General features: G+C 53.2%; 14 protein-coding genes. All 14 read left to right on the top strand.

All coding sequences use genetic code 11. From position 1 onward, the window contains the following. The 14 genes from ADINL_RS08155 to ADINL_RS08220 all read left to right on the top strand — a co-directional run bounded on the left by ADINL_RS08155 (nt 1) and on the right by ADINL_RS08220 (nt 14563). The gene (locus tag ADINL_RS08155) at nt 1–912 is read left to right on the top strand and encodes a siderophore ABC transporter substrate-binding protein (RefSeq protein WP_051632655.1); all 912 of its coding nucleotides are present in this window, start codon (nt 1–3) and stop codon (nt 910–912) included. Continuing rightward, nucleotides 887–1873, top strand: coding sequence for an ABC transporter permease (locus ADINL_RS08160; protein ID WP_204368216.1), 987 nt, complete (start codon nt 887–889; stop codon nt 1871–1873). The genes ADINL_RS08155 and ADINL_RS08160 overlap by 26 nt, the downstream gene beginning before the upstream one ends. After that, entirely contained in the window at nt 1866–2825 is a 960-nt protein-coding gene (locus ADINL_RS08165; protein ID WP_036546192.1) for an iron chelate uptake ABC transporter family permease subunit, read from the top strand. The genes ADINL_RS08160 and ADINL_RS08165 overlap by 8 nt, the downstream gene beginning before the upstream one ends. Beyond that, nucleotides 2822–3580 carry an iron ABC transporter ATP-binding protein gene (locus ADINL_RS08170; protein ID WP_036546199.1) on the top strand — a complete coding sequence of 253 codons (759 nt, stop codon included), beginning with the start codon at nt 2822–2824 and terminating at the stop codon, nt 3578–3580. Before ADINL_RS08165 ends, ADINL_RS08170 begins: the two co-directional genes overlap by 4 nt. Before the next feature lie 62 nt (nt 3581–3642). After that, entirely contained in the window at nt 3643–5451 is a 1809-nt protein-coding gene (locus tag ADINL_RS08175) for a gamma-glutamyltransferase family protein (RefSeq protein ID WP_051632656.1), read from the top strand. A 3-nt stretch (nt 5452–5454) separates the two neighbouring features. Then, on the top strand, nt 5455–5970 hold the full coding sequence (locus ADINL_RS08180) for a GNAT family N-acetyltransferase (RefSeq protein ID WP_204368217.1): 516 nt from the start codon (nt 5455–5457) through the stop codon (nt 5968–5970). After that, on the top strand, nt 5960–7588 hold the full coding sequence (locus ADINL_RS16550; RefSeq protein ID WP_084154439.1) for a DODA-type extradiol aromatic ring-opening family dioxygenase: 1629 nt from the start codon (nt 5960–5962) through the stop codon (nt 7586–7588). Before ADINL_RS08180 ends, ADINL_RS16550 begins: the two co-directional genes overlap by 11 nt. A gap of 5 nt (nt 7589–7593) precedes the next feature. Beyond that, the gene (locus ADINL_RS08190; protein ID WP_051632657.1) at nt 7594–8496 is read left to right on the top strand and encodes an AAA family ATPase; all 903 of its coding nucleotides are present in this window, start codon (nt 7594–7596) and stop codon (nt 8494–8496) included. Then, nucleotides 8493–9578, top strand: a complete 1086-nt coding sequence (locus tag ADINL_RS08195) for a toxic anion resistance protein (protein ID WP_239644354.1) — start codon at nt 8493–8495, stop codon at nt 9576–9578. The genes ADINL_RS08190 and ADINL_RS08195 overlap by 4 nt, the downstream gene beginning before the upstream one ends. Continuing rightward, a complete protein-coding gene (locus ADINL_RS08200; protein ID WP_036546204.1) occupies nt 9575–10264 on the top strand; it encodes an aspartate/glutamate racemase family protein in 690 nt (229 codons plus the stop codon). Before ADINL_RS08195 ends, ADINL_RS08200 begins: the two co-directional genes overlap by 4 nt. A 146-nt stretch (nt 10265–10410) precedes the next feature. Next, nucleotides 10411–11481 (top strand): hypothetical protein, encoded by a 1071-nt coding sequence (locus ADINL_RS08205; RefSeq protein ID WP_036546207.1) that lies wholly within the window; start codon nt 10411–10413, stop codon nt 11479–11481. 25 nt (nt 11482–11506) lie between these two features. Beyond that, nucleotides 11507–12079, top strand: a complete 573-nt coding sequence (locus ADINL_RS08210; RefSeq protein WP_036546209.1) for a PH domain-containing protein — start codon at nt 11507–11509, stop codon at nt 12077–12079. A 105-nt stretch (nt 12080–12184) separates the two neighbouring features. Beyond that, entirely contained in the window at nt 12185–13282 is a 1098-nt protein-coding gene (gene nspC / locus ADINL_RS08215; protein ID WP_036546210.1) for a carboxynorspermidine decarboxylase, read from the top strand. A gap of 42 nt (nt 13283–13324) precedes the next feature. Further along, on the top strand, nt 13325–14563 hold the full coding sequence (locus tag ADINL_RS08220) for a saccharopine dehydrogenase family protein (RefSeq protein ID WP_036546211.1): 1239 nt from the start codon (nt 13325–13327) through the stop codon (nt 14561–14563). Nucleotides 14564–14596 lie beyond the last annotated feature (33 nt).

Genomic DNA, 14596 nt, shown 5'->3' on the forward strand with positions numbered 1-14596 from the left:
ATGCCATCGTTTAGAAAAGCCATACTGGCGATTGTGCTGTCACTGTGTCTGGTCGGGGCAGCCGTTGCAGAAATACGGGTTCAGCATAAGCAGGGTGAATTGCAGTTGCAACAGGTCCCTCAGCGGGTGGTTACCTTTGATATCGGCGTGCTGGACTCTCTGGATGCCCTGGGTATAGACGTGCTTGGCGTACCGAAGGACTTTCTTCCTCCTCATCTGGCCCATTACGCGGATGCCCGTTACCAGCAAATTGGGTCGTTGTTTGAGCCCGATTTTGAAGCTCTGGCTGCGCTGCAGCCGGACTTGATTATTATCGGCGGGCGTTCTGCACCCAGTTATCGTCAATTGAATCGCCTGGCACCGACCCTGGATCTGAGCCATGAGTTTACTGATTTTCTGCCGGACTTTTACCGCAACATGCGCATTCTGGGGCAGGTGTTTGATAAAGAAGCTGAAGTTGAAGCACGTTTGGCGCAGATTGATGCGCAACTGGAGGATACGCGCGCCTTGGCCGAGCATGTTGAGAACGGTTTGGTCATCATTACATCAGGTGGACGTGTTTCAGCCAATGGTCAGGGCTCCCGGACGGGCTGGTTACATGAGCACCTGGGAATCGTTCCGGCGGCAGACAATCTGAAGGAGGGCACGCATGGTGATCCGGTATCCTTTGAGTTTATTCTGAAAACAGACCCTGACTATCTGTTTGTGCTGGACCGGGATAGCGCGATTAATGCAGGTACCGATGCCGCCCGTGCACTGCTGGACAATGAGTTAATCCATCAGACGCGAGCCTGGCAGAACAACCGGGTGATCTATTTAAATCCGCAGATCTGGTATGTGACGGTAGCCGGATTGAATGCGACCCCCGCCATGATTGAGGAAGTTCATGACGCGCTCGACGGTGCACACTAACCCGTTTTACTCACTGCGTTGGTTGTCAGGTGTAGCACTGCTCGCACTTCTGGCGATGCTGAGCATGATGGTCGGCGTGATGGACCTGTCGCTGACCCATCTTACCGATGAAGCGACGCAGGTACTGCTGATCAGTCGTATTCCCCGAACGCTGGCGGTGATGTTGACCGGTATTTCTCTGGCTGTGGCCGGGATGGTCATGCAAATGCTGGCACGCAATCGCTTTGTTGAGCCTTCTACAACCGGGACGTTGGAGTCGGCGTTGCTGGGGATGCTGGTCATGACACTGTTTGCGCCAGGACTCGGTGTGTTGTCCAAAACACTGATTGCAACAGCCTTTGCGATGGTCGGCAGTCTGATCTTCATGCTGCTGCTGCGCTCAATCCCGTTGCGTTCGACCGTGATGGTTCCGCTGGTAGGCATTATGTTTTCCAGTGTTGTGGCGGCAGTTGCTACCTTTATTGCCTACCGCTTCAATTTGTTGCAATCACTGGCTAACTGGACCAACGGTGATTTTTCCGTGTTGCTGCGGGGACGCTATGAGCTGCTCTGGGTGACCCTGATTTGTGCAGTCCTGGCCTATCTGTATGCCGACCGTTTCACGCTGGCGGGTATGGGGCGAAGCTTTACCACCAATTTGGGTATGAACTATGCGTTGGTACTGTTTACCGGGCTGCTCTTGGTGTCGATGATCGCTGCCATCACCGTGACCACTGCTGGCGTGGTGCCTTTTCTTGGTTTGGTTGTGCCCAATGTGGTTAGTCTGATGATGGGTGACAATCTCCGGCGCAGTTTACCCTGGGTGGCATTGCTGGGAGCGGGTTTCATGTTGTTTTGCGACCTGTTGAGCCGTCTGCTCCGTTATCCCTATGAAGTGCCAGTCGGAACGGTTATGGGGGTGATCGGGAGCGTGTTTTTTATCTATCTGTTATTGAAGCGAACACAGCCAAGTCATGTTTAAGTCTTTGTCTCCAGCAACGCGCCTTGGGTTGCTGTTGGTCGGTGTATTGCTGGCCTGCCTGTTGTTCATGACCTTGAACGTGCGTGCAGGCTGGGCATTTACACTGCCATTTCGTGGTGAAAAGTTACTGGGCTTATTGCTGGTGGCCTATTGCATTGCTGTTTCAACGGTATTGTTTCAGACCATCACTCATAACCGCATTCTGAGCCCCGGTATCATGGGGTTTGATTTTCTCTATCTACTACTGCAATCGTTGATGGTTTACAGCCTGGGCAGCATTTTTTTCAGTCAAATCAATCCTTCACTGAAATGGCTGGGCGAAGTCTTCATCATGGTGGGTGCAATGTGCCTGCTGTATTACTGGCTGTTCATTCGTCAGCAACGTCATCTGCATATCCTGGTATTGGTGGGAATTATCCTGGGAACGCTGTTTCGCAGTCTGAATGCGATGATTGCCCGGCTGATGGATCCGGTGGAGTTTGATCTGTTGCAGGATGTGATGTTTGCCAGCTTCAACCAGATAGATTCGACCTTGTTGGGCGTCTCGGCATTTTTGGCGTTGCTGGTAACGCTGTTTGGCTGGCGTTACCGTCATGCACTGGATGTACTGGCGCTTGGTAATGATCAGGCAGTTAATCTGGGGTTGAACCCCCGGCGCTTGATGATGCTGATTCTGATCGCTATTGCCGTGCTGGTTTCTGTTTCCACCGCGCTGGTCGGCCCGGTAACCTTCTTTGGCTTGCTGGTTGCCAATCTGGCTTATCAGCTGGCGGGTACGCATCGGCATGTGTATGTCGTACCCATGGCAGTTGGGCTGGCGGCAATGATCCTCATTGCCGGTCAGGCTGTGCTGGAGCATGTGCTGAGTTTTGCAACAGGGTTGAGTGTCATTATCGAGTTTATCGGTGGTCTATTTTTTCTGATTCTGGTGATACGGCAGGGGAGACGATGATTGAAGTAGCAGGGCTGAATAAGGCCTATCAGACACAGAAGGTCGTTGATCAGGTCAGCTTTCAACTCAAGGGCGCCGGTGTGACGGCTATTATCGGACCCAATGGTGCAGGAAAGTCCACGCTGCTGGGTTTGATCAGTCGCTTGCAGCGTCCTGATGAAGGCTGGGTGCGTGTAGATGAGCTGGATGTCCATCATTGTGCCGGTGATCGTCTGGCGCAAACCCTGGCAATTCTGCGTCAGGAAAACCAGATCAGTACACGCTTGACGGTTGAAGATCTGGTCAGTTTCGGGCGTTACCCTTACAGCAAGGGGCGGATTAACGAACAGGATCAGTTCAAGATTGAACAGGCACTGGCGTTTCTGGATCTGCTCGGGCTACGGCATCGCTATCTGGATGAGTTGTCAGGTGGGCAGCGTCAACGTGCGTATATTGCCATGGTGCTGTGTCAGGATACGCGCTACCTGCTACTGGACGAGCCATTGAATAATCTGGATATGAAGCATGCCGTAGGCATTATGAAGCTCTTGCGGCGTGCGGCTGATGAAATGGGCAAGCAGGTTATACTGGTGCTTCACGATATCAATTTTGCAGCCAGCTACGCGGATTGTATTTTAGCGATGAAGGAAGGGCAGTTGGTGTATATGGGGAGTCCTGAGGCCGTCATTACACCTGAAATCATGCAGGATCTGTATGATCTGGACATGACGATCCAGCAGATTCAGGGCAAGCCGGTAGCCTTTTATTATCGCTAGCCTGTACCCCTGTCGAGAGGATCAGTTACACTGACCGGCAGACGAATCAGGAGGATGACGGCATGTTTCACTTAATCTCGGCGTCTGGCGTACGTCATGGGTTTCTGGTTGCGCTGCTGGCAGGGGCTGTATCTGTCTGTCAGGCCAGTGATAGCGCTGCGGTTGCACCCGAAGCGGCATCAGGTCTTGCTGCCAGTCAGTTGTTTCAGGGGCAGCACTTTGCTGTGGCAGCCGCCAATCCCCTGGCAACAGAAGCAGGCTATCGCATTTTGCGAGCCGGGGGTTCAGCTGTCGATGCTGCCATTGCCGTACAGGCTGTTTTGACGCTGGTTGAACCTCAGTCCAGCGGTATCGGTGGCGGTGCATTCTTGTTGCTGTCTTCCGAGCAGGGCGTGCAGGCCTATGATGGGCGTGAAGTTGCACCTGCGGGCGTTGATGGCAGCTTGTTTCTGGATGATCAGGGTGAGCCTCTGGCATTTCTGGACGCTGCAGCCAGTGGGCGCTCTGTTGGTGTTCCCGGCCTGTTGAGAATGCTGGAGCAGGTGCATCAGCAGCATGGAGTGCTGGCATGGGAGCAGCTATTTGCACCGGCGATTGAACTGGCTGAAACAGGTTTTGCTGTCAGTCATCGTTTGCATACCTTGCTTGATTCAGACCCGCGTTTGCGTGATGACCCTTTGGCTGCTCGCTTCTACTATGATGCAGAGGGGCATCCTCATCCGGTTGGATATCCATTGCGTAATCCGGCGTTGGCGGAAATTTTCCGACAGGTGGCAGCAGGTGGCAGTGATGCGTTTTATCAAGGCGCGATCGCAGAGGATCTGGTCTCCAGGGTTCAGCAGCATCCTCAGGGTGGCGGTGAGCTGAATCATGCAGACTTGCTGGCGTATCAACCGCTGATTCGGGAGCCCATCTGTACACCCTGGAAAAAATTCAATGTCTGTGGCTTTCCGCCGCCTTCCTCCGGACATTTGACGGTTATGCAGATTCTGGGAATGCTGGAATCCTTGCCGGTTGAGGTCACCATGGACGATGGGTTGCCCGCTGCCGACTGGTTGCATCATTACCTTGAAGTGTCGCGCCTTGCTTTTGCAGATCGGGCGCAATATATAGCCGACCCTGACTTTGTGGAAGCTCCGGGTGGTGACTGGACTTTATTGTTGCAGCCTGAGTACCTCGCTGCACGTGCCGCTCTGGTAGCACCGAACAGCATGGGCAGTGGCGGTGCTCAGGCTGGTAATCCTGCCGAAACGACCCTGTGGAGCTATGCCCCTCAGCCCAACCAGCCAGAATATGGTACCAGTCATATCAGTATCGTGGATGCACAGGGCCGGGCGCTGGCCATGACCAGTACCATTGAGGCAGCCTTTGGCGCGCGTATTCTCACCGATGGCGGTACCGGGCTTCCCGGAGGCTATCTGCTAAATAATGAGCTGACAGACTTTTCTTTCCGCCCCGCGACGGATGAGGGGCAGTTGATAGCGAACCGGGTGGAACCGGGCAAACGGCCACGCTCCAGTATGAGTCCTACACTGGTATTTGATGCCGAAAGTGGCGACTGGGTGGCCAGTCTCGGATCACCGGGTGGTGCTGCGATTATTCACTACACGGCACGGACATTAATCGCACTGCTGGATTGGCAGTTGGCCGCAGATCAGGTGTTGTCTTTGCCGCATGCGGTCACACTCGGTGGACCTGTATGGCTGGAAGCATCAGGTTTTCCGGTAACCACGCTGGAAGCGTTAAACGAGCGTGGACATGATGTCAGCGAGCGTGAACTGACCAGCGGAACCCAGGTGCTGATAAAAACACCTGAGGGGATAACAGGCGCTGCCGATCCGCGTCGTGAAGGCCGGGTGATGGGAGAGTAACCGATGGCTGACGGACGTATGGTCAACCGGATAACCCTGTGTCCCATGCAGCCGGATGATCTCCCGGGTGTGCTCGGTTTGCAGGTTGCTGAAGCGCAATTGGGCTATGTCGCGCCGATTGCGGACATTCTGGAGCAGTTTCCGGCCAGTGCTCACCGGCATTTGGTGAAACGCGATAACCGGGTGATCGGCTTTTTCATGATCGACATGGAGTACAGTCGCGTGCATCCATTTGCCCCCCGGGATGATCTGGGCTTCCGAATGTTCATGATTGACCAGTCGGTTCAGGGGCAGGGGTGTGGCAGTGCCGCGCTGAAACTGTTGCCCGCCTACCTGTTGTCCTGCTATCCGGATCGAAAACAGGTCTGGCTAACAGTCAACTGCCGTAATCTGGCAGCCTATCAATGCTATTTACGCAATGGCTTTCAGGATACCGGAGCGCAGTATCTTGATGGAGGCTTTGGTCCGCAACATATTATGGTGATGCCATTCACCTCTGGAGGTATTGATGTACGCTGAACCCCTGGTTGTATCGGTGGATTGGCTGCATAGCCATCTGGATGATCCTGATCTGATTCTGCTGGATGTCAGCATGGAGCAGGTTGTCGGGCGTATCCCCGTGCGGTATGACCAGCCCTGTTATCTGCCGGGCGCACTGAAATTTGATCTTGAGCAGGTGTTTGTTGATCCAGACAGCACCTTGCCCCATACCTTGCCATCACCGGAGCGATTTACTGAACTGGCGAGAGCGTTGGGTATTTCAGCATCCAGCCGGATCGTCGTGTATGACAATCAGGGTATCTATAGTTCACCGCGTGCCTGGTGGATGTTTCAGGTCATGGGGCATGCACAGGTGCAGGTTCTGGATGGCGGTTTGCCAGCCTGGTTAGCCAAAGGCCATGCCACTCAGACAGAGCCCTGCTTGCCCCGGAAAACCGGTGACTTTCAGGCACATCTGCAATCCCGCTGGCTGAGTGATTCCACAAGGGTATTGCAGGCACTCGACGATCCTGACGCTTGTGTGATTGATGCACGTGCAGCAGCGCGTTTTGCCGGTCGCGCAGCCGAGCCCCGCCCGGGTTTGCGTAGCGGACATATGCCAGGAGCCTTGAATTTGCCTTTCCTGCAGTTGATGGAGGGCGATGGCTATGACTCTCTGGATACACTGGCGGCCCGCTTTGCCCGACTGGGTGTAACACCGGATCAATCGCTGATCTTTAGCTGTGGTTCTGGTATCACGGCCTGTATTGTCCTGTTTGCAGCCGCGCAGCTGGGTTATCACAAGCTCTCTGTATATGACGGTTCCTGGGCGGAATGGGGTGCTGATGACAGCCTGCCTGTCGTGACCGGTGCATCGGTGCTGTTTTTGTCGCATGGAGGCGGTCCTCTGCCTTTGCTGGGTGATCCGGGACATCAGGCGATGTGTGATAACTTGCGGGGCCTGGTCGGGAAAATTCCAACCCCGGAAGCTATTCTGGTTGTCAGTGCACATTGGGAGGCCTCTCAGCCGACCGTAACGCACGCGGCGAACCCGGAAATGCTCTATGACTACTATGGTTTTCCGGAAGAGGCCTATCAGCTGCAGTACCCCGCACCGGGGTTTCCGGTATTTGCCGAAAAACTGGCCAGTACCTTGCGTTCAAGGGGGATTGAGGCGCAGCTGGATGCGACCAGAGGGTATGATCATGGTGTCTATGTCCCGTTAATGCTGCTCTATCCTGAAGCCAGTATTCCGTGTGTCCAGCTCTCTTTGATGAAGCATCTGGATGCGGAGCAGCATCTGCAGCTGGGTGAAGCCTTGGCGGACAGTCTGGATGGGCGGGTGCTGGTGGTAGGGTCCGGCTTTTCGTTTCACAACATGCGTGCCTTTTTTGCAGCTTCAACGCCTGAAACTGAGAAAATGAATCAGGATTTTGAGGACTGGTTGCAGGAAACGGTCAGTTCCGGAGCGTTAAGTGAAGCTGAGCGTCGGATGCGCTTGGTTAACTGGCAGCAGGCGCCTCATGCACGTTATTGCCATCCTCGAGAAGAACATTTGTTGCCATTACAGGTGTGCTACGGTATCGCAGGCGGGCCTTGTCGAGAGGCCTATCGTGTTGAAATTCTTGGCAAGCAGGCCAGCGTGTTTCTCTGGTAGGGTGAATGATGCTGTCATTTTTGCAGGGCTTTGCGATGGGGCTGGTAATGATGTCTGGCCCCTGGTTGCTGGCCGGTATGGTGAAACCTGAGTGGGTACTGGCGGAAGCACAGCCGCGTCGCCTGACGGTGTGGTTACGCTATGGTGTGATCTTGCCGTTTGTCTGTTTGTTGCTGGGGCTTACGTCTCTCTGGGGCGGCTTTGGTCCCAGTCTGGCGGGCTGGTTGTCAGGGCTGGGTGTGCTGTTTGCCTGGGTACCACTGGAGCGCCGCATCAGACGTTTTTTTATGCGGCGGCAGCAGCAAAAAACGACTCAGGCCGAGCAAGAGCAGCCATTGGCAGATCTGGCCAGGGATGCCGCCTCTACGGATGCGCTTCCTCTGGTGAAGCAACTGGAACACCTGCGTCAGGATTTGCTGCAGGCAGGTGCTTCACCAGCATTGCCGGAGCGGTTTTACAGTCGCTATGTTCAGCTTCAGACTGTGTTGCGGCAACGTTTTCAGCCACAGGAGCTGGCCATGCAGCGCGCTCAGACGCTGGTGGGTGAGGTCTATGCGGGTTGCTTGCGTCGTTTGCAGCGTCTTGTCGATCTGTATCAGCACCTCCAGGCGCTGGACCCTGACTATATTCAGCGTCAACTGGCATCTCCGGGCGTTCCGGCTGGCACGCGTGATGCATTATTACAACGCTGGCAGTTGGTGGAAAACCTGCAGCAGGAGATAGCGATGTTGATGGCTGACGCAGAGAAGCTGTTGACCGCATTGGACAGTACACGTCTGGCCTTGGTGCAGTTGCAGCGGGAGGCGCAGTCGGATCAGGACCTGAATCAGGTACTGGAAACGCTTGAACGTTTTAATCAACGTGTTGCACACTATGAATCTTCTGCCTCAACATGGACGCGATCATGAGCCAGCCATTACAGCTCCCATCACCCGAGCAGCTTGCTGAGAGCCTTGCGCAGGAGCAGCCTCAGCCTGATACAGATCAGGTCGCCCAGGCAGCGGCTCAATTTGTTGAGCAATTGCTGGCAGCTGAGGCCGTGACTCAGCGCCAGCAGATCGACAGGCTGGGTCTGGAGCATCAGCAGGCATCGTCCAGGCTGACTCAGCTGTTAAATACGCCACTGGCTGAGTTGTCCGGTCAGTCAGGCAATGCTCAGGATGTTACCCAGTCACTGGAAGCCCTGCGTAGCGTGCTGAAGCAGCTGAAGCCTGATGCCCGGCAGCTGGAGTCAAATCACTGGACTGCTCGTTTGGGGCAGTTGGTTGGGCAGGCGCCTGTGCAGCGTTATTTTCGTCGCTATGAAACAGCACAGGACAAGTTGAATCAGTTGATCTCAGGATTACAGGCGGGGCGTGATCGTTTGACACGCGATGCCATCACGTTGAGCCATGATCAGCAGGATATGCACCAGGCTTTAGCGGGATTGAATTTTGCGGTCTTGCTGGGGTGTAGTATAGATGATCTTCTTGTAAATAAAATTGAAAACAATGAGTTGGATTCTGAATCCAAAGTATTTGTTGAAGATGAGTTGCTGTTCCCACTGCGTCAGCGCGTGCTGGATTTGCAGCAACAGCAGGCTATTTGCCAGCAGGGTATCCTGTCTGTTGAATTGATCATTCGCAATAACCGCGAGCTGGTGCGGGGTGTTGACCGGGCGCTGAATGTCACACTCTCGGCGTTGCGGGTTGCGGTAACCGTTGCGTTAGCGCTGACTCAGCAGAAGCTGGTACTGAATCACATTGATGCCTTGAATGATACAACTGAAGAGATGATCTCGACGACAGCTGAGGCGTTGAGGCGTCAGGGTACGGCGATTCAACAGCGGGCAGCAACAGCGCAGCTGGATTTGCAAACCCTGGAGCAGGCATTTGGTGATATGCAGGCCGCACTTGAAGAGGTGAGTCTTTATCGGCGGGAGGCCTTGCCCAGGTTGCAGGCCCAGATAGAGCGCATGCGTGTGTTGACAGAACAGGGGAGCAGTAAATGAAAGTAATTGGCATGTTGGGCGGGATGAGCTGGGAGTCTACTCAAACCTACTATCGAGCGGTCAATGAGGGCGTCAAGCAGGCATTGGGCGGCTTGCATTCGGCACAGATACTACTCTATAGCGTTAATTTTGCAGAAATTGAACGCCTGCAGCATGAAGGGCGCTGGGATGAGCTGGCGGAGATGCTGAGTCAGGCTGCGCGATCTCTGGAGGCTGGTGGCGCTGATTTCCTGCTGATCTGTACCAATACCATGCACAAGCTGGCACCTCAGATTGCCGCATCCATTGGTATACCGATATTACATCTGGCGGATGCGACCGCGGTTGCTCTGCAAGAAGATGGCGTACGTTGTGTCGGGTTACTGGGTACCCGCTTTACCATGGAGCAGGATTTTTATCGGCAGCGCCTTGAAGCCGAAGGTATCCAGGTGGTTGTGCCGGATGCGGAAGACCGTGAGCGTGTACATCAGGTGATTTACACTGAGTTGTGCCGTGGGGTGATTAAATCTGTTTCACGGCAGGCCTATTTGAGTGTTATTCATCGTTTGACACTGCAGCAGGCTGAAGCGGTTATTCTGGGGTGTACCGAAATCGGTATGCTGGTACGTCAATCCGACACCCTGGTACCGCTTTACGATACGACGCTGATCCATGCACAGCAGGCTGTCAAAATGGCGCTGGAATAAGTTTTTCTTTTTTGCCGCAAACCTTGCGTGATCTGCAGGTGCGTTCCATAATCTCGCTGTTACAATCCTCGGGCCAGTGATCCGGTGTGCTTCACTGACAAATCGAGACAATCCCTCCTACGTATTTGCTGATTTAAGGATAAACAATGAGCAAACCAAGTTCTTCGTTAGTGCTGGCCAGTTTGGGCAGTGCGGCTGTTGGTCTATTGATTGGCTGGCAGCTGTCTCCCGGTACTGCTCAGGAGGTCGCTGAAGTGCCTGCTGCTGTAGCAGCTGCGGTGCAGCAGCTGCAGTTGGGTGATTCGCATCGTGGAGAGTTGACTACCCAGAGTGGAGTGAATCGTAAAGACGGTAGTCGATTTAGTGAGTTCACTGTAGAACTCAGTGATAACACACTGATTGAAATAGAGTTAAAGGGAAGTCTTCATGGCGTTGTGTCACTGTTTGACTCACGTGATGATCTGTTAAATATGGCCTCTCACCTGCGTCATCGTATTGAGCAGCCAGGGCAGTACACTCTGGTTGTCAGTGGTATGGATGCCGACAGTTATGGTCCGTTTGATATCAGCGTGCGTGAAGTCGAATTGACGGACGAGCAGCAACTGTCTGTGCCTGCCGATGTCCGCTCCTGGTTGCAGGAAGGCTTGCCGAACCACTATGTGCTGCAAATTGATGAAGCCGGATTTTACCAGATCGACATGCGTTCCGATGACGTGGATTCCTATCTGGTGCTTGAAGGACCGGGTGGCTATCGTCATGAAGATGATGATGGTGGTGAAGGCCTCAATGCGCGCATTCGTGATCTTCTGGAGCCCGGTGAGTACCAGGTCACCGCGCGTGCATACAGCTCCGGTAGTGGTTTCTTTACCCTGTCCGTTGAAAACCGTGATCATATTGAGCAACAGCGTCAGCATCAGGCGGGTGAGCTGCAGCTGAATCAGACGCAGCGTGCACGACTGGAACGAGATCGTGAAGATGTGTATCAGGTAAGTCTGTCAGAAGCAGGTTACTATCAGATTGACATGATTTCTGATGATCTGGACCCCTATCTTGAACTTCAGGGACAGGGTGTTGCCTACAGTGATGACGATGGTGGTGATGGATTGAATGCCCGCATCTATACTTACCTGGAAGCAGGTGAGTATCGTGTTATTGCGCGCGGGTTTGATGAAGATGAGCGTGGCGCTTATCAAATTACCCTGACGCAGGATCAGTAAGCAGATAAAAGGAAGCAGAACAGTTATGTTGGCGAATGAGCAGGTCATTCTGAAAGTCCGTCGCAATCCCCTGTATTTGACTCGAGGTACGGTCGACCTGGTATTGGCAGGTGTGTTTTACAGCCTGTACCGCAGTGCCATCTCAGGGGTGCCTTTCTGGGATGAGTGGCGTTTGATCGGGCTGTATCGCAACATGATGATGGAGTTCTTTGATCAGGTATATGCCATACCGGCCACCTGGACGGGTATGGCATTACTGCTGATAGGGCTCTACTTTCTGCTAAAGTGCGTGCGTCGCTATCTGCACCAGCTCAGCACCGCCTACCAGTTCACCAATGCGCGCGTCATGAAGCGCAGTGGTGTCTTGGGGGTGGCGACTCAGGAGTTACTGTTGCGCTCCATTGATGGGGTATCACGGCAGCAGTCGTTGCTTGGACGATTGCTGGGTTATGGTACTCTGAAAATAGCAGGTCGTGGCAGTGAGGTGCTTGAATGGCACTATGTCAGTGATCTGGATGCGGTCAAGGAAACGCTTGAGAAACGCCTGCTGGCGCGTTCTTCCCGAATTCCAACACTGGAAACCAGTGCGGATTCATGAAATTTTCATGTTTTTTCCTCGAACCCCTGCTGGGATTCACTTATAATCGCGCCCTTTGATTCATAAGGGCCTGGTTGGGTCCGGTTTCAGCGGGGATTGCCATTGATGCTTCAGACACCCTATTACCTGATTGATCGCAGCAAGCTTAAGCGCAACATGGAAAAAATAGCCTATGTTCGTGAGCAGTCGGGTGCCAAGGCTCTGCTGGCCTTGAAATGTTTTGCCACCTGGTCCGTATTTGACCTGATGAGTCAGTACATGGATGGCACGACATCTTCTTCCCTGAATGAGGTGAAACTCGGAAAACTGAAATTTCCGGGTGAAACCCATGCCTACAGTGTTGCTTATGCCGATCATGAAATCGATGAAGTGCTGGCGCACTCGGACAAGATTATATTCAATTCGATCAGCCAGTTAGAGCGATTTGATCAGGCTTCTTCTGATAAGGTTCGTGGCTTGCGTGTCAACCCGCGAGTCAGCAGTTCCGAGTTTATTATTGCAGACCCGGCTCGACCCTACAGTCGTTTGGGGGAGTGGGATGCTGCGCGTATCGAAGCGGTCATGGATAAAATTTCCGGCTTCATGTTTCACAATAACTGTGAAAACAGCGATTTCGATCTGTTTGATCAGATGCTCACCCGTATCGAAACCGAGTTTGGCCATCTGCTGCATCAGGTAGACTGGGTCAGTCTGGGTGGCGGTATTCACTTTACCGGTGAGGGCTATCCCATCGATGCTTTTTGTGCACGTCTGAAGCGTTTTTCTGACAGCTTCGGGGTGCAAGTCTATCTTGAGCCGGGTGAAGCGGCGATCACACAAACGGCCACTCTGGAAGTGACCGTGCTGGATACGCTGTTTAATGGCAAGCATTTGGCGGTGGTTGACAGCTCGATTGAAGCGCACATGCTGGACTTGTTGATCTATCAGCAAAGTGCACGCATGGCGCCGAATGATGGTGAGCATCGTTACATGATTTGCGGCAAGTCCTGCCTCGCAGGTGATATTTTTGGTGAATTCAATTTTGACCAGCCGCTCAAGGCAGGCGACCGTCTATCCATTGAGGATGTTGCCGGTTACACCATGGTCAAGAAAAACTGGTTTAATGGCGTGCAGATGCCCGCCATTGCAGTGCGCCATGAGGATGGCCGTGTCGAGCTGATCAGGGAGTTTACCTTCGACGACTTTGTCCATAGCCTCTCTTGAGGCGTGTGTTCGGCCCATGTGAAAAGTGGAGTTGAGGAAAAAATGAAGAAAAACGTTCTGATAATCGGTGCTGGAGGTGTGGCCCAGGTAGTGGCTCATAAATGTGCGCAACATAATGACATACTCGGAGATCTTGCAATTGCGTCCCGAAGTATTGATAAGTGCGAACAGATTATTGCCAGTGTCCAGGAAAAAAACAGCCTGAAAGTGCCGGGTAAATTAACGAGCCATGCACTTAATGCACTGGATGTGGAAGCCACCAAGGCCTTGATCAGAGAAACCGACTCTCAGATCGTTATTAATGTAGGCTCTGCGTTCATCAATATGTCTGTACTCCAGGCCTGTATCGAAACCGGTGCAGCCTATCTGGATACGGCTATTCATGAAGAGCCGAATAAAATCTGTGAAACGCCGCCCTGGTACAACAATTACGAATGGCAGCGTCGTGAGCTGTGCAAACAGCAGGGTGTGACAGCCATACTTGGCGTCGGATTTGATCCCGGTGTGGTCAATGCCTATGCTGCGCTGGCAGCCAATGAGTATTTCGACTCCATCGACTCCATTGATATCATCGATGTTAATGCGGGTAGCCATGGGCGTTATTTCGCCACCAACTTCGACCCGGAAATCAACTTCCGTGAATTTACCGGTCAGGTCTGGTCCTGGCAGAATCGCCAGTGGACCAGTAACACAATGTTCGAGGTCAAACGTACTGATGATTTGCCCGTCGTAGGTGAACAAACCACCTACATGACAGGACATGATGAAGTGCACTCACTGTCACAAAATCTGGATGTGCCTAATGTGCGCTTCTGGATGGGATTTGGTGAGCACTATATCAATGTCTTCACAGTGCTGAAAAATCTTGGCTTGCTCTCTGAACAGCCGGTAACAACTGCTGAAGGACTGGAAGTCGTGCCGCTGAAAGTTGTGAAAGCCGTATTGCCTGATCCTGCGTCCCTGGCGCCAAACTACACGGGTAAAACCTGTATTGGTGACATTGTAAAAGGACAGAAGGACGGTCAGGATAAGGAAGTGTTTATCTACAACGTTGCGGATCACAAGGATGCCTACAATGAAGTGGGTAGCCAGGGTATCTCTTATACCGCAGGTGTTCCGCCCGTTGCTGCCGCCATTCTGATTGCTCGCGGTGACTGGGATGTTGCAGAAATGGTCAATGTTGAACAGCTGCCGCCGCAGCCCTTCCTTGGCTTGCTCAATGAGATGGGACTGCCGACACGTATCCGTGACGAGCAGGGCGATCGCGCACTGAATTTCTGATTCAGTGCTGCGTTATATCCCGTTAAAATACCC

It is taken from the genome of Nitrincola lacisaponensis, from assembly GCF_000691225.1.
Taxonomy (GTDB): domain Bacteria; phylum Pseudomonadota; class Gammaproteobacteria; order Pseudomonadales; family Balneatricaceae; genus Nitrincola; species Nitrincola lacisaponensis.